This is a genomic window from Methylotuvimicrobium sp. (genome assembly GCF_050611805.1).
Classification (GTDB): domain Bacteria; phylum Pseudomonadota; class Gammaproteobacteria; order Methylococcales; family Methylomonadaceae; genus Methylotuvimicrobium.
Genome location: NZ_JBNGHF010000043.1, coordinates 12,792 through 35,956 on the forward strand (window position 1 = coordinate 12,792; position 23,165 = coordinate 35,956).

Consider the following 23,165-nt stretch of genomic DNA (forward strand, 5'->3'; position numbering starts at 1 on the left):
GCCCCCATCTGCCGGATCCGGAGTAGCCGTGTTCTATTGTTACCGATAGGCGCTAAAAAAAGTCCTCGGTATCAGGCCTCATCTTGAATACGACCGGCAGTCTGAACTGCATCCATGCTAGCGAAATACCCCATGACGATAACGCAATAATCAAAGCTGCTTTAAATGCCGCCCATCCCGAAATCAAACCGATCGGCACCGATGCCGTTAGTCCAAACACTGCAATGCTCAAGAACAATAAACCAATACCGATATTCGCGAATAATTTACGTCGCCATTGCCGTAATAAACTTAAAAAGTCTTCATCGACTCCCGAAGCGCGAACCCATGTCGAAGCATTGGCCGGTACGAAAAAAGGCTTTCGACGATAACCGTCCCGCCAACTGTCGATCAATAACTCGCTAGCCTCATGAATACGGTTAGCGGTCAAACCGCCGAGATGTTTGAATCGTTTGAATACCTTCTCCCGCATGATCAAATAGCCGCGAAAAGATTTTGCAGCAACTTTATATATCGGCCACCGCCAAAACTTACGAGTTTCCTTAATTAGCGTTTCATCTAAAATGAAGGCTGCATGCTCCATCCCTAGTTGATTGATGATCATCGCTGCCGAGAGCCGGTGCGCTAATCCCGGTAAATGAGGCATATAATCGTCAAGAAATCCCATCAGCGCTTCGGTCAGAACGACTCCCTCATCGGAAGATCCTGCTTGCCTCTGCTGTATCGCCTCATAAAGAGCTAGCGCCTCATCCCAATTATCGGTCAATAACGTCTGATCGACGCCCATGATGTAGCCGATCAAACGCCATAAATGCAGAAAAGCCTCTTTTTGCTCAAGGCTAAGTGGTAATCCCCAGGTTTCAAGCCCCCTAGGGATGACCAACCCGAAAGTTAGCAAGGTATAGGCTAAATCCTCTTGATTGACCGGAACGCCGTATCGCTTGGTGTCCCATGGCGACTTTCGGTGGCTCATGGTTTCAGCCAGCGACAGGGGATTCTCTTTATTGCCCCAAGGGCGGCAGTTTCCCGGCTGAGTGAGCATAAAGCGCATCGATGCATGTAAAAACCGGACTTTTTTAGCGGCAATATAGCCTTTACCCCATAAATAACGCTTAGGTTTACCGCGTAATTTCTCGATTTCCGCCTGGATCAATGAAAGATCGAGTGGGATATCCGGATTTCCGGCAGTCCGGCAACAGCTCCCCCCCTGTCGCTGCCACACCCCTTCTTCATCTAGTTTTTGTAATACCTCAAGGAGCAATCGATCGTCCTCGAATTCGGCATCCTCGACAATTTTGATACCGCCCGGATCCATCGTCGCAGCCAGCATCAAACCCGTTTCGTAGATGCGCTGAAATATATATTTTTTCTCGCGCAGCTTTTCGGTTTGATAGAGCGCCGGAATACCGTTTTTCATCAAATAACACGCCGGCAAACTAGCGGCATATAACGTGATGAGCGTGATCAGCGTATTGTCCTGCCATAGCTTGGCGCCTAGAGCCAGTTTAGACGGATCGACCCAGTCGGGCGCCTCTATCGGATCGTAGTAATCGGCCAATGGTTTCGGCATCGATTTCAACTGGCGGCTCAACCTGGAGTCCTCGATGACGGACAATTCCGGCGCTTCAATTAATTTGTCGGCAAGCAAAAGTAACGCATTGTAAGCAAACCTGCCGGACGATTCGCCTTCCTGATCGGACAACACTTCGGCGACCAAGCGATCGACGTCTGGATCGCCGGTTTGCCGGTAGGCATCCAAATCGATCGATTGCCATTTCTGCATAATCATCCTCCCCACCAATATCGCAATTATTGTTTTTGTTAATATACCCGTAGATCAAAATTCGGCGCAGGGTGCCCGTCAAGGCCCAGCAGCATGCTGGCAGAGCCTTCACGGCGCCTCCTCAGGCATTGCCGAAATTTGAAATGCGAAAGGTATAAATAGATGAAAGGGTCTCGAATACCGGACTGAAACGATGCCGGCTGAAATACCTTCACTCAACCGATCCAATCATAGCCTATGATTGAAATGTTGACATAAAAGGGACACCCATTTGAATTGAATGTCAAAACAGAATACAAAGGTCTAAATGTAAAATGTAAGACTTGCCCTCCGATCTTTTATCCTAAAAAGCATTTCACCATGAAGATCATGAAGAATAATAATTTAATTCAATAGCTTATTTTGCCTATGCAAATCATTTTTACTCACCTAAATTGTCATTCAAAGTTTTAGGAAAAACCATTGAAATACTATATGAACTTCATGTTCTTCATGTTTGAACTACCGAATTTAGGATGAAAAGTTATGGTGCTAGAGATAGGCAGCGATCAACATTCTGTACTCGACCCAGTCATGTCGGAAAACAAACCGGCCGGCGGAATCGGCCTAGAGCGTTGTGGACGGTTTTATCGTGAGGGAACGCAACAGTCCGCCGCGCGGCGATTCGTCACATTCCGAAGAGGGGTTGGCTTAGGTAGGATAAGAGCAAATCGATCGTCGATTCGATTGTGCTCAAATATTCTTACTCTTGTAATGCAGCTTTTATGGCCTCATTTTTTGTCTGGAGTGTTGGTTTTTGTGGAGTTGTTTGCGGTTGTAGCGCAGGTTACAGCCAAAAAATGCAAGCGCGCCAAGATTTTTCGCGAAAGCTGAAATGGGGTCCGTCCGATTTCAGCAGCGAAAAATTGCTTGGCGATTATTGCCTTCGGCGGCCCCGATTCGCCCTGCGTCCGTGCCACTACGCCACATCATCGTCAACTCGATGCGGCTCCGTAGCACTCCCACAAATGGCTTGACGCCGTGTCGCGATGCCTTGTATTTTGCCTCCGCCTGCGCTAGTCGCGCAGACTCCGGCAAAACACCCGGCGCTACGGCTATCGGGGACTAAAAATCTTCACTTCGCTAACGCTCCGTTTCCAAGTTTTTCAGCGAATGCTGCCGTCTAATCATCAACTTGAAATTGCAAAGAAGCCTTATCCAATGACATCTTTCGGGCTATAAAAGTATCGATTATGTCGGCGTAACCAATGTCTCTGCGGAACGCATAAATGAAATCGGTGCATCGTTTTCGTCGTCAAAGGTCACCATCTCCCAAGCATCACGATCTTTCAGCAAAGCGCGTAACAGCTTGTTATTCAATCCGTGCCCGGATTTATAGCCAATGAACTCGCCGATTAGACTGTGGCCGAGTAAATATAGATCGCCGATCGCATCGAGAATTTTGTGCTTAACAAATTCATCGGCATAACGCAGACCATCTTCATTGAGAATTTTGTCGTCGTCGACCACGATGGCATTGTCGAGACTGCCGCCCAAAGCCAAGTTATTTTGCCTGAGCATATCGATATCTTTCATGAAACCAAAAGTTCTAGCTCGACTGACTTCCTTGACGAAAGTTGTCGATGAAAAGTCCATAACGGCCGTTTTCAAATGATCTTTGAAAGCGGGATGCTCGAAATCGATCGTAAACGTTACTTTGAAACCGTTGAAAGGCTCGAAAGCCGCCCATTTATCGTCTTCTTCGACCCGAATCGGACGTTTGATACGAATATATTGCTTCGGGCTATCCTGTTCTTCGACGCCGGCGGATTGAAGCAAGAAAACGAAAGGCCCTGCGCTTCCGTCCATAATCGGCACCTCGGGAGCACTAAGATCTATGATCGCATTATCAATGCCGAGCCCGGCGAATGCCGATAATAGATGCTCTATTGTCGATATCTTAATATTATTTTGTACGAGAGTTGTCGACAAGGTCGTTTCGCCGACATTTTCGGGTGTGGCATCGATTGTGACCGGCTCTTCTAAATCCACTCTGCGAAACCGAATGCCCGTATTCGGCTCTGCCGGGCGCAAAGTCAAATAAACCTTATCGCCGGTGTGCAAACCGACACCCGTCGCCCGAATAGTATTTTTTAACGTACGCTGTTTTATCATATCAGTAATGCCAAATAAATGGGGCAAAACGCCGAATTTTAACACAATTTGATACTGTTCTAAGTAATAAAGCTAGGCATACTTCACACGGCCATTTTTACGACTTTTATATTACCCATCGGAGATCAAAATTCGGCACCGGGATGCCCGTCTAAGGCCCAGCACCTAAATTATCCAAGATTGTCACGCTCTGGTTTCCTCTCCCTCCCCGTGAGAAGCACTACCTTGGTCGCGGTGAGACAAGTATACGCTCCCACGCTTTAACGTGGAAACGCATACCTGAATTTGAAGTGCTAAGGGTGCAGATACCCATTCTACCCGCCGGCTCCGGATTAATCGGCTTGCCGTCTCAAAAACGCTGGAATATCCAAATAGTCCATGTCGACGTCTTTTTTCGGCTGCGCACCGAAACGTGTGTTACGCGGCTCCGGCCGGTTTTGGCGAATCACGGTTGGCTTCTCAAAGTTGGTATAGTCATTATCCACAGCGGCTTGTTTGACCGCTAGTTTGATCGGTGCCGCGACTGCTGCAGGTTGCGAGCCCATGCCGGTTGCGACGACGGTCACCTTGATTTCATCGCCTAGGCTTGGGTCGATCGCGGTACCGATTTTGATAATGGCGTCCTCTGCTCCGAACTCATGAACGATATTACCAACCTCATCGAATTCGGAAATCATCATATCGGCGGCACTGATGTTAACTAAGATGCCGCGCGCGCCTTGTAGATTGATGTCTTCCAACAATGGACAGGCAATGGCTTTTTCTGCCGCTTCTCTCGCTCTATTTTCGCCGGATGCGGAACCGGTACCCATTATTGCGGCTCCCATTCCCGACATCACGGTTCTAACATCGGCAAAATCGACATTGATCATACCCGGATGGGTAATCAATTCAGTAATGCCTTGAACCGCATCTAATAGCACATTGTTGGCGGCACTGAAGGCGCTCATCAACGAAATATTGTTACCCAATACCGGCAGTAGTTTTTGATTCGGGATCGTTATCAACGAATCGACATATTTTTCCAATGCGACAATACCTTGTTCGGCGACCGCCATTTTCTTTTTGCCTTCAAAGTGAAACGGCTTGGTCACGACCGCCACGGTTAAAATCCCCAAGTCTTTGGCGATCTCGGCAATAATCGGAATCGCGCCAGTCCCGGTTCCGCCACCCATGCCGGCTGTCAAGAACACCATGTCGGCACCTTGTATAACTTCGCGAATCCTATCCCGATTTTCTTCGGCGGCTTGCTGGCCCACATTTGGATCGGTTCCCGCGCCCAAACCTTTTGTTAATTCCGCGCCTAATTGAATGATCGTATCGACATTAAGTTTCTTCAATGCCTGAGCATCCGTATTGGCACAAATAAATTGTACGCCGTCGATCTGTTTTTCAACCATATGGTTGACCGCGTTTCCGCCGCCACCGCCGACCCCAATAACTTTTATCACGGCATTTTCAGCGCCGATATCCAACAACTCGTATTTCATTTCGATTCCCCTTACAAAATCACAATTTTTTGTTCTTAAAAATTACCCTGAAACCATTTCTTTATCTTGCCGATGAACCCGGTGTTTTCGACATCGAGTCCTTCATAACTTCCTCTATGCTCTTTCCCATAGAGCAACAACCCAACCCCTGTGGAATGAACGGGGTTCTTCACCGCATCGGTCAATCCTGACACATGTTGTGGCACCCCCATGCGAACTGGCATATGAAAAATCTCCTCGGCTAACTCTATCAATCCCGTTACTTTCGAGCTTCCCCCCGTCACCACGATGCCTGCAGCTATCATTTCTTCGTATCCGCTACGTCTTAATTCCGCTTGCACTAGCAGCATCAATTCTTCATAACGCGGCTCGATAATTTCCGCGAGATTTTGCACCGATATCTTGCGCGGAGCTCGATCCCCGATACTCGGCACTTCAATTAACTGTTCGGTATTCGCTAATTGCGTCAATGCGCAGGCGTATTTCTGCTTGATTTGTTCGGCGTTTTGGGTCGGCGTTCTCAGGGCTACCGCGATATCGTTAGTCACCTGGTCGCCGGCTATCGGAATCACAGCCGTATGCTTAATCGCGCCGTTTGCGAATACCGCGATATCGGTCGTGCCGCCTCCGATATCGATCAAACAGACCCCTAAATCCTTTTCATCTTCGGTTAACACCGAATTACAAGACGCCAGCTGCTCCAAAACGATATCGTCGACTTCGAGTCCGCAGCGGCGTATGCATTTGATGATGTTTTGCGCGGCGCTGGCGCTGCCGGTCACCATATGGACTTTCGCTTCGAGTCGAATACCCGACATTCCGATCGGCTCTTTGATACCGTCTTGTAGATCAATCACAAATTCTTGCGGCAAAATATGCAAGATTTTCTGATCGGCCGGAATCGCAACCGCTCGTGCCGAATCTATCACTCGATCGATATCGTATTGCGTCACTTCTTTTTCCTTTATCGCAACGATACCGTGCGAATTGAGGCTGCGAATATGGCCGCCGGCGATTCCAGCGAATACCGAGGTAATATGGCAACCGGCCATCAGCTCAGCTTCCTCGACAGCTCGCCTAATCGACTGCACGGTCGACTCCAGATTGACCACGACGCCTTTTTTCAAACCTCTTGAGGTGGTACATCCGATACCGATGACTTCCATTTCTCCGCCGTCCGTATATTCGCCGACAATAGCCGCGACTTTGGAAGTTCCTATATCAAGCCCGACTACTACATTTCGATCTGATTTTTTTGCCATTATATAAACTCTTACAACGCTCTTATCTTCGTCTGTTAGGACTGTCGCCGCTCGGCGGCCATTTTTTTCCAGTCTATTGCTTTAGCATCCGGCTTCCACAACACGGTATATCCGTTTGGATATCTTAAATCGACTTTGGCCATCGCATCGATTTGCTCCGGCTCAAACAATTGCAGTGTTTTCAAAAATCGCTGAAAACTTTTAAGTTGCTCCTTCCTGCCCAACAAAACCTCCGTTCCATTACTCAACAGAATCCGCCATGATCGCCTTTCATCAATAACGAATTCGCTTAACCCTAAGGCCCGATCGGCTAACGTTGTGCTGATGCCTTTCATAATCTCCAGTACTTTTTGCTGCTGCCCGGAAGGCCCCACCAACATCGGTAAATGATCGAAGCGGTCGACATTCGCCGGGATAAACACCTCTCCACGAGAATTGAGTAAGCCGATCTTCCCCCAGCGTGCTACAGCTGCCTGCTCATATACTTTTATATCAATCGCATCGGGCCAAACTCTTTTGACGCTGACTTTATCGACCCAAGGCATTTGTTCGACCGCTTCCTTGATCGCCTCGATATCGGCAGAAAAAAAACCCGTCTTTACCAGAGGCAACAATATTTCCTTCACTTCGCTTTTGCTAATATATTGAAAAACCCCTTCCGTCCTTACGTATTTGATGGCAGTAGCATGCGCTTCGTAATTTTTCAGATTGCTCCATACGACCCACGTTATGCCTATCAGTATCAAGGCACTCGCTATAATTCCGGAACCTCGCATGATTCCTTATCCGTAACTCGTTTCGAGAATTCGCCATACCAATTCCTCAAAGCTTATTCCTGCCTGTTTGGCGGCCATCGGCACTAAGCTGTGATCGGTCATGCCGGGCACTGTATTGACTTCAATCAGCTGCGTTTGACCGAAATTATCGATGAACGCATCAACCCGCGCCCAACCTTCAACCGCCAGCGCCTCGCAAGCCGACACCGCCAATGCTTGAAGACGCTGTTCCGTCTCTGCATCTAGTCCGCATGGGCAATGATAGCGAGTGGTATTCGCTCTATATTTCGCTTCGAAATCGTAAAACACATTCGGCGTTTCTAGGCGAATAACAGGCAGCGCTTCCCCGTTCAATACCGCGATCGTATATTCGTTGCCGCTAACCCAGGCCTCTGCATAGACATCGCACCCGGATTGCATAGCCAGACGATAAGCTTCAATCAATTCCGTTAAGCTATTCGCCTTGCTCATGCCGATGCTGGAACCTTCCAAGGCTGGCTTAACGATAAGCGGTAAGCCAAGCTTTTCTATGCAAGCTTGCGCATCGTTTTCGCTTTTCAATAAAAACCATTTCGGTGTCGGCAAGCCTAAACCCTGCCAACATAGTTTTGTGCGCAGTTTATCCATACTCAAGGCTGAAGCTAATACGCCGCTACCCGTATAAGGCAAATGCATCGCTTCTAAAACGCCTTGTAACACACCATCCTCGCCACCGCGGCCGTGAATAATATTGAAGACGCGGTCCGCTTTGACGCCGTTCAGTGCATCAATTGCACTGCCGGTGACATCAACGGCCTCAACATCTAAACCTTGGCTTTTCAATGCCTGAAACACCGCCGCGCCGCTGATCAATGAAATTTCACGCTCGGCTGCCGTACCTCCCATGAGCACGGCCACGCGCCCGAATTGTCCGGATTGTTTTATTTGAGTCGGCTTCATAAAGATTCACCCACCACACAAACTTCTGTTAGCAATCTTATCCCCTGCATTGTCTCTACGGTGTCTTGGACATAACCGATCAACGCTTCGATATCCGCCGCGTTTGCACCGCCTGTATTGACGATGAAGTTAGCGTGCTTGGCCGATACTTCGGCGCCTCCAATACGGTAGCCTTTCAATCCGCATGCTTCTATCAGCCGAGCGGCAAAATCGCCCGGCGGATTTTTGAATACCGAGCCGCAACTCGGCTGGTTGGTCGGTTGTGTCTGATTGCGTCGTTCCAACAATATCTTTATTTTTTGCTGGCTCTCGGCGACATTCCCAGATTCCAGTCTCAACTCGGCAGACAAAAACCATTCTTGCGCCGGCCCCGATACCGAACGATAGGCTATGTCGTAATCCGGGCGGTTGCGTTGTCTGACTTGTCCGAACGCATCAACCGTTTCAACGCTGTCAACGATAGCCCAGGTCTCACCACCGAAAGCCCCCGCGTTCATTTTCAACGCACCGCCGAGAGTACCGGGAATACCCGCTAGGAATTCGGCGCCAACCATGCCTTGTTCGCCGCAATATCTGGCGATTAATGCACAAGGAACGCCGGCTTCGACATATACGCGAGATCCATCTTTTTTACTCATGCTCTTTAGCCGGTTACGCGTATTGATGACCGTCCCGCGAATGCCGCCATCCCTAACCAACAAATTACTGCCTAGACCCAACCAAAAAAGCGGCTCTCTGCCATGCTGCGACTTTATAAAGTTGATCAGATCTTGTTTATCCTGTGGTATAAACATCCAGTCGGCCTCGCCGCCTACACGCCAACTGGTATATTTGGCTAATTTTTCATGAGCAAGCAATTGCCCCTTTATTTCATCACGCACTGATTTCATCGCTCAATGATTGCGTTTTTCATCGTATCTTGGACACCTTTTTTAATCACGGCGTCTACGATCAACGAAGTTCCAACGCTGCCGCCAATTGCTCCGGCAAATCGGCAGCAATTTGTCCGACATTGCCAGCCCCCATCGTTAGCAACACGTCGCCGGCTTGTAAAATGCCGGCCAATATTTCCGGTAGCTCGTCCAAGTCTTCGACGAAAACCGGATCAACTTGCCCTCTAACCCTGATCGCGCGGCTCAAGGCTCGTCCGTCGGCTCCGGTAATCGAAGTTTCTCCGGCCGAATAAACGTCAAGCAAAATCAAGACGTCGACACTCGACAGCACCTGTACAAAATCCTCGAACAAGTCCCGAGTACGTGTATAGCGATGCGGTTGAAAAACAATGACTTCCCGCCGATTCGGCCATGCCTGCCGCAAAGCCTCCAGCGTCGCGGCAATTTCGCGGGGATGATGCCCGTAATCATCGACCATCGTTAATCTGCCCTTATCGATCGGCAAATCGCCATGTATTTGAAACCGCCTTCCGACGCCTTTAAATGCTTGAAGACTTTTGACAATGGCTTCGTCTTCGACATCCAAAGCCGTCGCGATCGCAATCGCCGCCAATGCATTAAGCATGTTATGCCAGCCCGGCATATTCAAAGTTACCTTCAGCGGTTCGTAGCCTCCGACACGTAATACCGTAAACGTGGTAAACATACCGTCTTGAACGACCTCAACAGCCCGAACATCGGCTTGTTTATCAACCCCGTATGTCTTGAAGGGTTTGGACATCTGCGACAACACTTCTCGAACACCTTCATCATCGATACATATCACCGCTAATCCGTAAAACGGCAATTGATGAATGAACTTGATGAAAGTATCTTTTAGATTGCTATAGCTGCCTTGATAGGTCGCCATATGATCCTGATCGATATTGGTCACGACCGCCATCATCGGCTGTAAAAACAAAAACGAGGCATCACTTTCATCAGCTTCGGCAACTAAATAATATCCTTGCCCAAGTTTGGCATTCGCCCCGGCGCTATTCAACCGCCCTCCGATAACGAAAGTCGGATCTAGGCCGGCTTCCGCTAGGATGCTCGCAATCAAACTGGTCGTCGTCGTCTTTCCATGCGTTCCGGCGACGGCAATGCCGAAACGGAAACGCATTAATTCGGCAAGCATTTCGGCGCGGGGAATAACCGGGATTCGCTTGATAATGGCTTCGTCGATTTCCGCATTGCTACGGTCGACTGCCGACGAAACGACAACCACATCGGCATCGCTGATATTCTCTCGGCGATGCCCGATAGTGACGCTAACACCTAGTTCAACCAATCTTTTGGTAGCAGCGCTTTCCTTAAGATCCGATCCTGAAACTTGGTAACCTAAATTCGATAAAACTTCGGCAATTCCACTCATACCGGTACCGCCAATACCGACGAAATGAATGCGATCAATGTTACCTAAGGCCTTGGTGGGCATTTTGACTTTCGGAAGATTCATCGTCCGGACTCCGCTTGACAACACAATGCCACAGCCGCTGTCGCATCTAACTTGGCACAGGCTCTTGTTTTCTTGCTCATTTCAGCTAAACGTTCGATCACGTCCTTAATTCGCTCAGCCAATGTTTCGGGCGATAAATCTATCTGCGGTAGGATCATGGCCGCTCCGACATCGGCTAAATAGCGCGCATTCGCGTTTTGATGGTCGTCAATTGCGTGCGGTAATGGAATCAATACCGCCGGAATACCGGCTGCAGCCAATTCGCTAATCGTCATAGCCCCGGCTCGGCATACCGCGATATCGGCCCATCGGTATGCCTCTGCCATATCTTCGATGAATGCAGATACCTCTGCATCGACACCTAATTCTTGGTAACGCTGTTCGACTTGAGTTCGCATGATTTCGCCTGTTTGATGCCTGACGTTCAATCCGCTCACGGCCGCAACCGCATCCGGAACAACTTGATTCAACACCTGCGCCCCCTGACTACCGCCGATGACCAGCAACCTGAGCGCTTCTCCGGGCTGTCGCGCTTTTTTTTCAGGAATCCCGATTAATTCTTTACGTAGCGGATTGCCGCTCCATAGTGCATTTATTTTTTTATCGAAACTTCCAGGAAAAGCTTCCAGTACTCGGTTAGCCCATCTTGCCAATAAGCGGTTAGTCGTACCCGGCACTCTATTTTGTTCGTGAATGACCAAAGGAATGCCCATTAATTTAGCCATTAGTCCTCCCGGCCCCGCGACAAAGCCGCCCATTCCTAAAACGACATCCGGCTTGCGTCGGCGCAAAATCCACCACGCTTGTCCGCAAGCTTTGATCAACAACAATAAGGCCCTGATTTTCGAAAACAGCCCTTTACCGCGAACACCCGCCACCGACAACCAATCGATATCAATTTTGTGCGCCGGAACGACGCGGCTTTCCAAGCCGTTTTTTGTTCCGAGCCAACTCATTTGCCAGCCTTGTTCGACAAGATAATTGGCTACCGCCAGTGCCGGAAACACATGCCCGCCGGTTCCGCCTGCCATAATTAAGATACGCGCGCCCAAACCGGCCTCCTTTTTGGCTGACTTGCTGTCATTTCCTGGACTTCGCTATTGACTCGACACAATATTGCCACCGCACAACACATCACGATCATGCTGCCGCCTCCGTAACTCATCAGCGGCAAAGTCAAGCCTTTAGTCGGCAACATTCCCATGTTGACACCCATATTGATGAACGACTGAAAGCCGAACCAAATCCCGGTACCGTAGGCAATAAAAGCTCCAAATTTATTACCGACCGCTTCGGCTTTGGCGCCTATGTCAATAGCGCGCCAAACCAAAAGTGCGAACAGTACAATAACCGTGACGACACCTAACAAACCCAATTCCTCGGCAATCACCGAAAACAAAAAATCGGTATGCGCCTCGGGCAAATAAAACAATTTTTGAATTCCGCTGCCGAGTCCTACGCCGAACCACTCGCCCCGCCCAAACGATATCAACGCCTGAACCAATTGAAAACCGGTGTCCTGCGGGTCAGCCCAAGGATCCAAAAAACTGATCACCCGACGTAGACGATAGGGCGAAACAATCACCAGCATCGCGGCCATCGCTAAAACTGAGGCCAATAAGATGCCGAATTGCCATAATCGGGCACCGGCCAAAAACATCACGCCCAAGGCAATAATTAGAATCACGACTGCCGAGCCGAAATCGGGCTCCATCAGCAACAATACGCATGCAACCGTGAACAACAACAATGGCTTAATTAATCCGAACGAAGAATTTCTAACCGAGCCCTCGTAACGCGTGACATAACTCGCCATATAAATGACCGAAATCAATTTTACGACTTCCGAAACCTGAATACGGAAACCGCCTACCGATAACCAACGAACCGCACCATTGACCCTGACGCCAAGCCCTGGTATCAATACCAATACCAACAAACCGAGACCGAATACGAATAAATTCGGCCCCCATTGCTCCCATTTGCTGAGCGGCACGGTAAAAACGCCGGCCGCCAACATCAAACCCAGTCCAATATGGATCATCTGTTTGATCGGATAGAGTAAGCTGTTGCTGTCCAGTTTCGCACCCAAGTGCAACGAAGAAGACGACACCATTACATAACCAATAAGCAATAATCCCGTAATTACCGCAAGCAATAACGGGTCGAAATAAAACCGGCCGCCTTTAATTGGCGCTATCTGAAGGCTCATGCTTTTAGCTCCATAACTGAAGTCGCAAATTTTTCGCCGCGTTCTTTATAGCTTTTATATTGATCGAGACTCGCGCAAGCCGGAGAAAGCAATACGGTATCGCCTTCATCGGCAATTTCAGCAGCAATTTTTACCGCCCGGGCGACATTTTCAGCTTTATAAATGGGCACGCTGTTATTCAATGCTTGCTCGATTAAAGGCCCGTCCTTGCCCATTAGAATCACGCTTTTTGCTTGGCGCTTGATCGCCGGGACTAATTCGTTCATGTCCGCGCCCTTTGCATCGCCACCTGCTATCAAAATCACCTGCCGGGTATAACCTTCTAATGCCGCAACGCAGGCACCGATATTCGTTGCCTTTGAATCGTTGACCCAAGTGATACCGTTTTTAACGGCAACTCGCTGCATGCGATGATCTAAACCTTTAAATTTTTTTAATGCTTTGCACATCGACTGTTCGTCCAAACCGATCGCCGCACCCAACGCTATTGCCGCCAATGCGTTCGCGGCATTATGCAGTCCTTCAAGCGGCAACTCGTCCAGCGTCATCAAACGCTTGTCATTCCGCATCAAAAATCCTTTATGGCCATCCCAAGACAAATGAAACTCCGCCTCGCTATTAATCGCAAAAGTCGACATTTTCCGACCCGGCACAGCCATATCGATAACCAAGGGGTCGTCGGCGTTCAAAACCATTGCCCCGGTGCCCCGAAATATTTTTTGTTTTTCCCGAGCATATTCAGCAACATTGCTATATCGGTCCAGATGATCGGGCGATATATTCAACACTGTCGCTGCAGAAGCATTCAGTATCTCGGTACGTTCCAATTGAAAACTGGATAATTCCAAAATATAAAGTTCGATATCCGGTCCCAATAAGTCCAACGCAGGCGTACCCAAGTTGCCTCCGACGGCCGCTTTTTTTCCGCTTTCCTTTGCCATTGCACCGAGCATGGTCGTAACGGTACTTTTACCGTTCGATCCGGTAATCGCAACGATCGGCGCCGCAACACAAGCCGCCAACAAATCGATATCGCCGATGATTTTAGCGCCTTGCGCATGCGCCTTGACGATCGAATCCTCACTAAGAGAAACGCCAGGACTGACAATCAAATGAGTCGCAACTTTAAAAGCATCGGCATCGAAACCGCCGGTAAATACCGCCGCATCGGGCAGGTTTTCCAATAGCTTGTCGAGCAGCGGCGGCTTTGCCCGGCTGTCGACGATGGCAAAGCGTATCCCTTGTGTATCTAAGAAACGAGCAACCGAGAACCCCGTTTCGCCGGCTCCGACTACCAGGGCTCTAGAATTGATCGAATCCAGACCAAACTTTTCGGCTAAAGCCGTGGCTGTATTGACTGCATTCATCGTCATCTCAACTTCAAAGTCGACAAACCGATTAGTACTAAAATAAAGGTAATGATCCAAAACCTGACGATAACGCGCGGCTCCGGCCAACCTTTCAATTCAAAGTGATGATGAATCGGCGCCATGCGAAACACGCGTTTACCGGTCATTTTGAATGACGCGACTTGTATAATCACCGACAGGGTTTCCATCACGAATACGCCGCCCATAATCACCAAAACAATTTCCTGTCTAACCAGCACCGCCAAGACACCCAGCGCCGCGCCAAGCGACAGAGCGCCGACATCGCCCATGAACACCATGGCAGGATAGGTGTTGAACCACAAAAAACCTAGCCCGGCGCCGATTAACGCAGCGCAAAACACGATCAATTCGCCCGAATTCGGTAAAAACGGGATCGCCAAATATTTCGCAAACTCGACATGGCCCGACAAATAGGCGAATACCCCAAGTCCTGCCGCCACCATGATAGTCGGCATAATCGCCAAGCCATCCAAGCCATCGGTCAAATTCACCGCATTGCTGCTTCCGACGATGACAAAATAAGTCATGACAATATATAGCCACCCCATTTCGATACCGACATCTTTGAAAAAAGGCACGATGAATTGAGTCTCTGCCGGTGCGCTTGCTGTGACAAACAAGTAGACGGCTGCACTCATTCCGATTAGCGATTGCCAAAAATATTTGGCCTTGGCCGACAACCCGTCGCTATTACCCAGCATGACTTTTTTATAATCGTCGACAAAACCGATGATGCCGAAGCCCATCGTAACGATAAAAATCACCCAGACATAACGGTTGTCGAGATTACTCCATAACAAGGTACTAATGCCAACCGCAACCAGTATTAATGCACCGCCCATCGTCGGCGTTCCGGCTTTGTCGAAATGCGTTTTAGGCCCATCCGTGCGCACACATTGACCGATTTTTCTTCTGGTCAATTTTTTGATCATGAACGGCCCGATCACCAGCGAGATAATCAACGCGGTGAGCGCACCCAAAATGGCCCGCATCGTCAAATATTGAAAAACCCGAAACGCGCTATCGAGCGTCATCAAATATTCGGTTAAATAAAGTAACATTCTATTTCCTGTAATTCTCTACGATGGCTCCGACCACACGTTCCATGCGCTGGGTCCTCGACCCTTTAACTAGTAAGGTTTCATGACCGTTCATTTCGCGCTTCAAAGCTTCTGTCAATTCATCTTGTGTTTCGTAAAAAATGCCTCCTTCACCAAAAGACTGCACGGTATTCCGAGCGTCGGATCCGGTCGCGAACAGCCTTTTTACACCAATCGTTTTCATGTCTTCGCCCATTTCGCGGTGTATTTCTGCGCTTTCGGGTCCCAGTTCGCCAAAGGCCCCCAAAACCACCCAGGGCTCACCGCCGCATTCGATCAACACATCGAGCCCCGCCTTCAGCGATGCCGAGTTAGCGTTGTAGGTATCATCAATCACGATATTGCCCTGACGCCCGACCAGCGGCTGTAAACGCCCGGTAACCGGATGCACCTTTTCCAGTCCTTGTTTGATCGTCATCGGCTCAAAACCCAATGCGGTAGCGGCGGCACCTGCGGCCAAGGCATTCAGTACATTATGCCGGCCGGCCAATTTGAGCCGCATCGGATAACTCACCGAACCATGAACCCATTCGAAAGCTGTCGCAAATTCGCCGTTTTCGATACGCGTTATGATGTTTTCGGCACGAATATCGGCGCCTGGCTTTAACCCGAACGACAATACCTTGCGTGTTCCTGCCAACTCCAGCCAATAACCGAAATAAGTATCGTCATGGTTCAGCACGGCCGTCCCATCCGATCCGAGAGAGCCCATAATTTCGCCCTTCGCTCGAGCGATGCCGTCGACACTGCCGAAGCCTTCTAAATGCGCGGGACCGACATTGCAAATAATCGTCACATGCGGCTTGGCATATCGACTGGTATAGGCAATTTCACCGGCATGATTCGCGCCCATTTCGATCACCGCATAGCGATGCTCTGCGCTCATCCTCATTAAGGTCAACGGCACACCGATGTCATTGTTCAAGTTGCCTTGGGTATAAAGAACAGGACCTTGCCCCCCCAATATCGCGGCGGTCATTTCTTTGACCGTGGTTTTGCCATTGCTGCCGGTAATGCCGACCACACGCGCGGATTGTCTGTTCCGCCAAAAACCAGCCAATTCAGCCAAAGCCAGGCGGGTATCGTGCACTACGACAACCGGCATCGCCACCTCAACCTTACGGCTTAGGATCGCCGCGGCCGCTCCGGCCTGCTCGGCATTGCCGGCAAAATCATTGCCATCGAATCGCTCGCCTTTGATCGCGCAATAGAGACTGCCCGGTTCGATGGTGCGCGTGTCAATACTGACTCCCGTAACGACCTGATCCTCGCCGAATAGAACTCCACCGACACAATTCGCGATTTCGCTCAACATTAATTTCATTGCCTGGCTAACCTCAGTGCTTTTATTACAGTCTCTCTATCGCTAAAAGGTATCTTTCGGCCTTTCACTTCTTGATATTCTTCATGACCTTTACCCGCGATCAACACACAATCGCCGGAGCCGGTCTCGCTAATCGCTGTTTGTATCGCCAGCGCCCTGTCATGAATGACGGAAACGCCGCCCGACCGACAGCCCTCCATAATGGCTTCGACAATCATTTCCGGGGCTTCTCCGCGCGGGTTGTCATCTGTCAAAATAACCCGGTCAGCCCACTGTTGTGCAATACTGCCCATTTGCGACCGCTTGCCCTCATCGCGATCGCCGCCGCAGCCGAATACGATCGTCAATTTTTTTTCGCATTGCTTACGAAGTCCCTTCAATACTTTTTCAAGAGCATCCGGCGTATGCGCATAGTCGACAAAAACCCATGGCTCATCGTCGCCGCCATAACGCTCCATGCGCCCTGGGATCGCTTGTAAGCTTTCGATTTTGATAGCCGCTTCGTCAAAACCCATGCCGGAAGCCAATAACGTGGTAAAAACCGTCACCGCATTTTCCGCGTTGAATTCACCAAATAAAGGGATACAAACTTTTTTTTGTCGATCCCGCCAGCTCAAGTTAAGCTCGATTCCTAATAATGTCTGACGAAGCGAATCGCCGAGAACCGATTCGCCATAGGGTAAGGTTTTGCCTCGGAGACTGCCGACCCATACGAGCACACCGTCGGGAACCGCTGCCAGCACTTGCTGACTGTAGGCATCATCCAAATTGATCACGGCAAACTTCACACCAGGCATTGCCAACAACTTTAATTTGGCTTGAACATACCGCTCCATCGAGCCGTGATAATCCAAATGATCGCGACTGATATTCGTATAAACGACCCCTTGAAAACGGATACCGTTCACTCGTCCCTGCTCTAAGCCATGCGAGGAAACTTCCATCGCAACCGCCGCCAGTCGGTCGTCGACCAAATTCGCCAGCATGCATTGAATCGCCAATGCATCCGGGGTCGTATTGATCGTTTGGTGTAAGCGCCCCCAAACTCCCCAACCTAAGGTACCGATAATCCCGCATCGATCCAAGGCTTGAGCTAAAAACTGGCTGCACGAAGTTTTTCCGTTAGTGCCGGTTATTCCAATCACATGCAATCGACCGGACGGATCGCCGTAGAATCGGCTTGCGATCTCTCCCAACTTCATATTCAGATCTTCGACCGCGATAAATGGCACGTCACGATGATCAACGTCTAACCATTCGCTCGTCCCACGAGGCTCATAGAACACCGCACTTGCCCCGAGGTCGAGAGCTTGGCGAACATGCGCCAAGCCATGCTGCCTAACGCCTTGCACGGCGATGAACACGTCGCCCGGTTTAATATTGCGACTATTCAGAGATAACCCTTGAACGGTGATATCCGCTCCGGTCCGTGCATTTCCCGAGAGCAGGTCTGCTAATTTCATTGCGCTACGAGATCCGGGCTTTTGCTGATCAAAACCGGCATGGTTTCTTCTTGGTCCGGCGCGACATCGAGTATTCTCAGCGCACCGGCCATTACCTTGGAAAATACGGGACCTGCCACCGCACCTCCGTAATAAGCACCAGCCGAGGGTTCATCCACCATCACCGCGATCACGACGCGCGGATCGCTAGCCGGTGCCATACCGACAAAAATCGATAAATATTTTTTTTCTTTATAGCCGCCCTCGCCGGCTTTTTTAGCCGTTCCGGTTTTGCCTGCGACTCGATAGCCATCGACTCTAGCCTGATAGGCGGTACCGTCTTTCAACACGACTTGCTCCAGCATGGTTCTAATCAATTGGGCCGTTTTCTCGGAAAACACACGTTTGGCTTCGGGGTCCTGATCGCGCTTCAACAAACTAACCGAATGCAGCACGCCGTTATCGGCCAATGCCGTATAAGCCCTTGCCAACTGCAACACCGAAGCATTCATGCCGTAGCCGAACGATATGGTCGCCTGTGCGAATTGATTCCACCGCTGGTAATCCAGCACGCTACCACTTGCTTCCCCTGGGAAACCGATACCCGCTGCGTTGCCGAATCCCAATTGATTGTAAATGCCCCAAAAATAGTCCGGCGGCATCTCTAGTGCGACAATGCTGGTTGCAACATTGCTTGATTTTTTCAAGACATGCGTTAAATCGAGTGTGCCGTAGTTATGCACGTCCCTGACGACATTGCGGCCAATTCGGTATATTCCATTCGTTTCAATTTTTAAGTCGGGCTTGATGTAACCGCCGTCGAGCGCCGCTGCGATAACAAAGGGCTTGACCGTCGACCCCGGTTCGAAAACATCGGTAATCGCTCGATTTCTAAAAGCATTGCCCTTAAGGTGCGTTCGGGTATTTGGATTGAACGCAGGATGATTAGCATCGGCCAGCACCTCGCCGGTTTTTGCGTCTAAGACAACCAATGCCGCTGCTTTCGCGCGGTGCTCTAGCACTGCCGATTGCAATTCTCGATAAGCCAAATATTGAATACGCTCGTCGATACTCAACTGCACATTCCGTCCATCGACCGGTGCGGAGATCGCCTCGACATCACCGATAATTTGCCTTTTGCCGTCGCGAATAACCCGCTTGCTCCCGGTCGTCCCTCTCAGTACTGAATCATAGGCAAGCTCAATACCTTCTTGACCGACATCGTCGACATTCGTAAAACCTACCAAATGTGCCGATACCGGGCCCGCCGGATAATAGCGTTTAAATTCCCGCTCGAAATAAACACCTGGAACATCTAATGCTTTTACTTGCGCAGCCAAATGCGGATTGATGCGCCGTTTAACATAAGCAAATCGCCGCTTAGTACCTGGCACGATCATGTTTTTAATTTTCTTATCGGGCAAATCAAGAAGCTTTTCCATTTGCCCGATTGCAGCCGGTTCGGCACCCGCGAGTTCTTGCGGATTCACCCAAATCGATTGAACCGGCGTGCTGATCGCCAATGGTTCGCCGTTTCGATCCAGTATCATACCTCGATAAGCAGACACCGATACCGAACTGACATGACGCATGTCGCCCTGCTGCTTGAGAAATTGCTTTCTCAATACTTGCAGATCGAAGGCCCGAACAGCCAGCAATCCCATAGCTCCAAGCATAAAAACCAGTAAGACTTTACGCCTGACGGTAAAGTCCGTTTCCGGCTCACCCTTTTTTTTACGCGTTGAAAAACCGTGCATCTAAGGCTTTAAATAAATAATTTTGTCTCGTTCCGGCATGATCAGTTTTAGCTTATCCCGAGCAATTTGTTCGACTCGATTTTCTTCCGCTAATGTCGTCAACTCCAACTGTAATTGCCCCCACTCCACTTCGTATCGATCCAGCTCGCGCTCTTGTTGCTGTATTTCAACAAACAGCAATCGAGACTGATACTTGCTGTAAATGACTCCAAGTGCAGACCCCAGTAATAACAGCAACAAACCAGCCAAGGATAAAATAGCGCCCCTGGTTTCCGTCACAACCGCTCCGCTACGCGCATGATTGCGCTTCTTGCCCGTGGATTTTTCGCCACCTCGTCTCCATCAGCTTTAATCGCCTTGCCGACTTTGCGCAAAATACCCTTCTTTATCTCAGATTCCATAATCGGCAATCTACCTGGATCGTGCTTGGCACCTGACTCAGCGCGGATAAAGCGTTTGGTGATTCGATCCTCCAATGAATGAAACGAGATCACAACCAGGCGTCCTCCGGGTTTCAATACATCGACAGCCTGTTCCAAACCGCTTTTCAATTCTTCGAGCTCTCGATTGACCGCAATCCGAATTGCTTGAAAAGTCCGGGTTGCAGGGTGTTTATGCTTTTCTCTAACAGGCACACTGTTTACAATTAGCTCGGCAAGTTGCCGCGTCGTCGATATCGGTTGCTCCCGGCGTTGTTCGACAATGGCGCGAGCAATTCGACGTGCAAAACGCTCTTCCCCGAATTCGAATAACACTTGAACCAAATCGCGCTCATCGACTTCGGCCAACCATTGTGCTGCAGACAAACCCGAGCGATGATCCATACGCATATCCAAAGGGCCGTCATATAAAAAACTAAACCCCCGTTCGGGGGTATCCAATTGCGGCGACGAGACGCCTAAGTCCATTAGCAGGCCATCCACCCGCCCTTGCACATTTTCCTGTTCGGCGATAGCTTGTAATGACGAAAAGCATGCATGATGCAGGCTAAAACGCTTATCGCTCGCTATTTCTCGCGCCCATTCCGATTGAATCGCATCGGCATCCCGGTCTAAGGCGAGTAAGCGGCCGGAAGGACCTAACCGATTTAAAATCCCCCGGCTGTGTCCGCCACGCCCAAACGTACAATCGATATAAATGCCATCGGCTTTAATGGCAAGCGCCTGTAACGCTTCCGAAAACAATACGGGCAAATGCTCCATTGAATAAATCTCCCGTATTAACCCGGCCCTAACATTTGGCGAGGAAAAGAATTAAAATTTAATGATCATATTCAATGCCATGATCCACAGTCACTACAAATTATTAAGGCTGGGTTAAAAAGACAAAGAACCTAGTTCTTCGAGACCTTCGGTATCGTCGCTATTCATCCATTCGGCTTCCTTGGCATTCCATGCCTCCTCATTCCATATTTCGAATTTGTTCAATTGCCCGACTAACATAATTTTCTTGTCCATGCCGGCAAAGGTTCTCAATTTTTCCGGTAACAATACCCGGCCTTGCGCATCCATTTCACATTCTGTCGCGTTTCCGATTAAGAATCTCTTGAGCTTCGTCAACATTTTATTCAAGGTCGGCTTCTTAAGAATTGCTTGCTCGACTTTATCCCACTCCGGCAACGGATAGAGCCACAAACAGCCGCTCTCTCCGACACAATGCTCATTGACCGCAACCGTGACAATCAATTGGCGATCACAACTTTCCATCAACTCCTCCCGATATTTAGTCGGAATTGCAAAACGCCCTTTCGCGTCAAGATTGATTGGATTGATGCCTCTTAACAAGATAAGCCCCAGCTCGCCAAAAAAATCCCTTTTTTTCCACTTTACACCACTTTTGTTCACTATAGATTTCAATCTGACCTTAGTCAAGATCGATTTGAATTTAATTATTTTCGACAAGACAATGACTTATGAAAACAGAACAAAACGCTTTGAAGAGGGCACAGCCGGAAAAATAATTTATCCGCCTTATCAGAAAGTTAATTCATAATGCTAAACAAAACTATTACCAAATAATAAGGTGTCGAATCAGAACCATCTTAGGATTAAGCAAATCCAATCCGACAAATACTGCAAAGAACTTTAGCAATTCCCAATTTTGGGATCAAACAGGGTGTGGAGTATGCTTGGCAAGGATGTCGGCAGCAGGGCAGATTTTTGCTCCATGCAAAATCAGCATTCACGCCATCCTTGACGTTCGAGCTACCGTCAAGCCCCCATGGATGGGTTTACCCAGCACCTAAATTCCATAGCTCATTGGCTATGGTTAACTATTTTGGGTAATTTAGGTGCTGGGTTTACGACGTTCCTCGACAGGGATACCCCACACCCTAAATCCAGTGAGAATGCTCAAACTAGGAATTGCTGAAAGAACTTGCTGCCACCGTAAAACTTAATCGGCAACAAATAGCCCTGAACCTGGTTTACAATATTAAAGGCATGAAAATAGGTTTTTTGTCGCACTGAGAAAGAAGAGCACTATATGGATTTTGAAAACGGTAATGCCGCTAAGGACTGAGACTATCTGAATCCCCCATCGCTCTTGAGACTTTATACGGCGATCGGATTTAGGGGGAATGCGTCGTTATTATTTGCACAGACGCAAAAACTCGGTAATGGGAAAGAGTCGGCCTGTAAGCCGGGTTCTGTCGCGAACAGTCATTCATCTAGGCCGCAAGTCACCTTACGGCTCGAGCGATCTACCCGGGAACCGCGCGGGCCACGCGTCTGTTCCCCTATTTGATCTTGCTCCGAGTGGGGTTTACCCTGCCACGCCTGTTGCCAGTCGCGCGGTGCGCTCTTACCGCACCATTTCACCCTTACCCCTCACCTAGAATGAAAATTCTAGGTGAGGGGCGGTATATTTTCTGTGGCACTTTCCGTAGACTCGCGCCTCCCAGGCATTACCTGGCACTCTGCCCAATGGAGCCCGGACTTTCCTCTCTTCTACCCGAAGGCAAAACAGCGACTGTCCGGCCGACTCTCGGCGGAAATTATACGTGAATTAAATACTTGACGGAAAATTAATTTGCAGTGAGCGGTGAGCGGTGAGCGGTGAGCGGTGAAATGATGAGAAATTTAACCCATTTGTCAAGTCCTAATTTCCTCTTTCCTCTTTCCTCTTTCCTCTTTCCTCTTTCCT

At 49.3% G+C, this 23,165-nt stretch carries 18 protein-coding genes and 1 other RNA gene; all 19 read right to left on the bottom strand.

Annotation, left to right across the window (positions count from 1 at the left end; translation table 11 throughout):
• Nucleotides 1-52: 52 nt before the first annotated feature.
• Nucleotides 53-1,783, bottom strand: coding sequence for an oxygenase MpaB family protein (locus tag ACRJJO_RS17120; protein WP_431066857.1), 1,731 nt, complete (start codon nt 1,781-1,783; stop codon nt 53-55).
• A 1,230-nt stretch (nt 1,784-3,013) separates the two neighbouring features.
• The gene (gene lpxC / locus ACRJJO_RS17125; protein WP_431066858.1) at nt 3,014-3,937 is read right to left on the bottom strand and encodes a UDP-3-O-acyl-N-acetylglucosamine deacetylase; all 924 of its coding nucleotides are present in this window, start codon (nt 3,935-3,937) and stop codon (nt 3,014-3,016) included.
• A gap of 332 nt (nt 3,938-4,269) precedes the next feature.
• Nucleotides 4,270-5,427: a cell division protein FtsZ gene (ftsZ, locus tag ACRJJO_RS17130; protein WP_404358203.1), complete on the bottom strand. Its 1,158-nt coding sequence runs from the start codon at nt 5,425-5,427 to the stop codon at nt 4,270-4,272.
• A gap of 35 nt (nt 5,428-5,462) precedes the next feature.
• Entirely contained in the window at nt 5,463-6,689 is a 1,227-nt protein-coding gene (ftsA, locus tag ACRJJO_RS17135; protein WP_431066859.1) for a cell division protein FtsA, read from the bottom strand.
• A gap of 35 nt (nt 6,690-6,724) precedes the next feature.
• Nucleotides 6,725-7,465, bottom strand: a complete 741-nt coding sequence (locus ACRJJO_RS17140; protein ID WP_431066860.1) for a cell division protein FtsQ/DivIB — start codon at nt 7,463-7,465, stop codon at nt 6,725-6,727.
• 6 nt (nt 7,466-7,471) lie between these two features.
• A complete protein-coding gene (locus ACRJJO_RS17145; RefSeq protein WP_431066861.1) occupies nt 7,472-8,404 on the bottom strand; it encodes a D-alanine--D-alanine ligase in 933 nt (310 codons plus the stop codon).
• Nucleotides 8,401-9,294, bottom strand: coding sequence for a UDP-N-acetylmuramate dehydrogenase (murB, locus tag ACRJJO_RS17150; RefSeq protein WP_431066862.1), 894 nt, complete (start codon nt 9,292-9,294; stop codon nt 8,401-8,403). The genes ACRJJO_RS17145 and murB overlap by 4 nt, the downstream gene beginning before the upstream one ends.
• 61 nt (nt 9,295-9,355) lie before the next feature.
• On the bottom strand, nt 9,356-10,795 hold the full coding sequence (murC, locus tag ACRJJO_RS17155) for a UDP-N-acetylmuramate--L-alanine ligase (protein ID WP_431066863.1): 1,440 nt from the start codon (nt 10,793-10,795) through the stop codon (nt 9,356-9,358).
• Nucleotides 10,792-11,847 (bottom strand): undecaprenyldiphospho-muramoylpentapeptide beta-N-acetylglucosaminyltransferase, encoded by a 1,056-nt coding sequence (gene murG, locus ACRJJO_RS17160; protein ID WP_431066864.1) that lies wholly within the window; start codon nt 11,845-11,847, stop codon nt 10,792-10,794. The genes murC and murG overlap by 4 nt, the downstream gene beginning before the upstream one ends.
• A complete protein-coding gene (gene ftsW, locus ACRJJO_RS17165) occupies nt 11,829-13,007 on the bottom strand; it encodes a putative lipid II flippase FtsW (RefSeq protein WP_431066865.1) in 1,179 nt (392 codons plus the stop codon). Before ftsW ends, murG begins: the two co-directional genes overlap by 19 nt.
• The gene (murD, locus tag ACRJJO_RS17170) at nt 13,004-14,380 is read right to left on the bottom strand and encodes a UDP-N-acetylmuramoyl-L-alanine--D-glutamate ligase (RefSeq protein WP_431066866.1); all 1,377 of its coding nucleotides are present in this window, start codon (nt 14,378-14,380) and stop codon (nt 13,004-13,006) included. Before murD ends, ftsW begins: the two co-directional genes overlap by 4 nt.
• On the bottom strand, nt 14,377-15,459 hold the full coding sequence (gene mraY / locus ACRJJO_RS17175) for a phospho-N-acetylmuramoyl-pentapeptide-transferase (protein WP_431066867.1): 1,083 nt from the start codon (nt 15,457-15,459) through the stop codon (nt 14,377-14,379). The genes murD and mraY overlap by 4 nt, the downstream gene beginning before the upstream one ends.
• A 1-nt stretch (nt 15,460) precedes the next feature.
• A complete protein-coding gene (locus ACRJJO_RS17180) occupies nt 15,461-16,822 on the bottom strand; it encodes a UDP-N-acetylmuramoyl-tripeptide--D-alanyl-D-alanine ligase (RefSeq protein WP_431066868.1) in 1,362 nt (453 codons plus the stop codon).
• Nucleotides 16,819-18,285: a UDP-N-acetylmuramoyl-L-alanyl-D-glutamate--2,6-diaminopimelate ligase gene (locus tag ACRJJO_RS17185; RefSeq protein ID WP_431066869.1), complete on the bottom strand. Its 1,467-nt coding sequence runs from the start codon at nt 18,283-18,285 to the stop codon at nt 16,819-16,821. Before ACRJJO_RS17185 ends, ACRJJO_RS17180 begins: the two co-directional genes overlap by 4 nt.
• Entirely contained in the window at nt 18,282-20,021 is a 1,740-nt protein-coding gene (locus tag ACRJJO_RS17190) for a peptidoglycan D,D-transpeptidase FtsI family protein (protein WP_431066870.1), read from the bottom strand. The genes ACRJJO_RS17185 and ACRJJO_RS17190 overlap by 4 nt, the downstream gene beginning before the upstream one ends.
• Nucleotides 20,022-20,300, bottom strand: coding sequence for a cell division protein FtsL (ftsL, locus tag ACRJJO_RS17195; RefSeq protein WP_431066871.1), 279 nt, complete (start codon nt 20,298-20,300; stop codon nt 20,022-20,024).
• Nucleotides 20,297-21,223: a 16S rRNA (cytosine(1402)-N(4))-methyltransferase RsmH gene (gene rsmH, locus ACRJJO_RS17200; RefSeq protein ID WP_431066872.1), complete on the bottom strand. Its 927-nt coding sequence runs from the start codon at nt 21,221-21,223 to the stop codon at nt 20,297-20,299. The genes ftsL and rsmH overlap by 4 nt, the downstream gene beginning before the upstream one ends.
• A gap of 114 nt (nt 21,224-21,337) precedes the next feature.
• Nucleotides 21,338-21,805 carry a division/cell wall cluster transcriptional repressor MraZ gene (gene mraZ, locus ACRJJO_RS17205; RefSeq protein ID WP_431066873.1) on the bottom strand — a complete coding sequence of 156 codons (468 nt, stop codon included), beginning with the start codon at nt 21,803-21,805 and terminating at the stop codon, nt 21,338-21,340.
• 836 nt (nt 21,806-22,641) lie between these two features.
• Nucleotides 22,642-23,007, bottom strand: an RNA gene (gene rnpB / locus ACRJJO_RS17210) — RNase P RNA component class A.
• Between the last annotated feature and the right edge of the window lie 158 nt (nt 23,008-23,165).

Bases quoted from the DNA above. Each gene is read 5' to 3' on its own strand.
- ACRJJO_RS17120 (WP_431066857.1), bottom strand. From the start codon at position 1,783: ATGCAGAAATGGCAATCGATCGATTTGGATGCCTACCGGCAAACCGGC.
- lpxC (WP_431066858.1), bottom strand. From the start codon at position 3,937: ATGATAAAACAGCGTACGTTAAAAAATACTATTCGGGCGACGGGTGTC.
- ftsZ (WP_404358203.1), bottom strand. From the start codon at position 5,427: ATGAAATACGAGTTGTTGGATATCGGCGCTGAAAATGCCGTGATAAAA.
- ftsA (WP_431066859.1), bottom strand. From the start codon at position 6,689: ATGGCAAAAAAATCAGATCGAAATGTAGTAGTCGGGCTTGATATAGGA.
- ACRJJO_RS17140 (WP_431066860.1), bottom strand. From the start codon at position 7,465: ATGCGAGGTTCCGGAATTATAGCGAGTGCCTTGATACTGATAGGCATA.
- ACRJJO_RS17145 (WP_431066861.1), bottom strand. From the start codon at position 8,404: ATGAAGCCGACTCAAATAAAACAATCCGGACAATTCGGGCGCGTGGCC.
- murB (WP_431066862.1), bottom strand. From the start codon at position 9,294: ATGAAATCAGTGCGTGATGAAATAAAGGGGCAATTGCTTGCTCATGAA.
- murC (WP_431066863.1), bottom strand. From the start codon at position 10,795: ATGAATCTTCCGAAAGTCAAAATGCCCACCAAGGCCTTAGGTAACATT.
- ftsW (WP_431066865.1), bottom strand. From the start codon at position 13,007: ATGAGCCTTCAGATAGCGCCAATTAAAGGCGGCCGGTTTTATTTCGAC.
- murD (WP_431066866.1), bottom strand. From the start codon at position 14,380: ATGACGATGAATGCAGTCAATACAGCCACGGCTTTAGCCGAAAAGTTT.
- mraY (WP_431066867.1), bottom strand. From the start codon at position 15,459: ATGTTACTTTATTTAACCGAATATTTGATGACGCTCGATAGCGCGTTT.
- ACRJJO_RS17180 (WP_431066868.1), bottom strand. From the start codon at position 16,822: ATGAAATTAATGTTGAGCGAAATCGCGAATTGTGTCGGTGGAGTTCTA.
- ACRJJO_RS17185 (WP_431066869.1), bottom strand. From the start codon at position 18,285: ATGAAATTAGCAGACCTGCTCTCGGGAAATGCACGGACCGGAGCGGAT.
- ACRJJO_RS17190 (WP_431066870.1), bottom strand. From the start codon at position 20,021: ATGCACGGTTTTTCAACGCGTAAAAAAAAGGGTGAGCCGGAAACGGAC.
- rsmH (WP_431066872.1), bottom strand. From the start codon at position 21,223: ATGGAGCATTTGCCCGTATTGTTTTCGGAAGCGTTACAGGCGCTTGCC.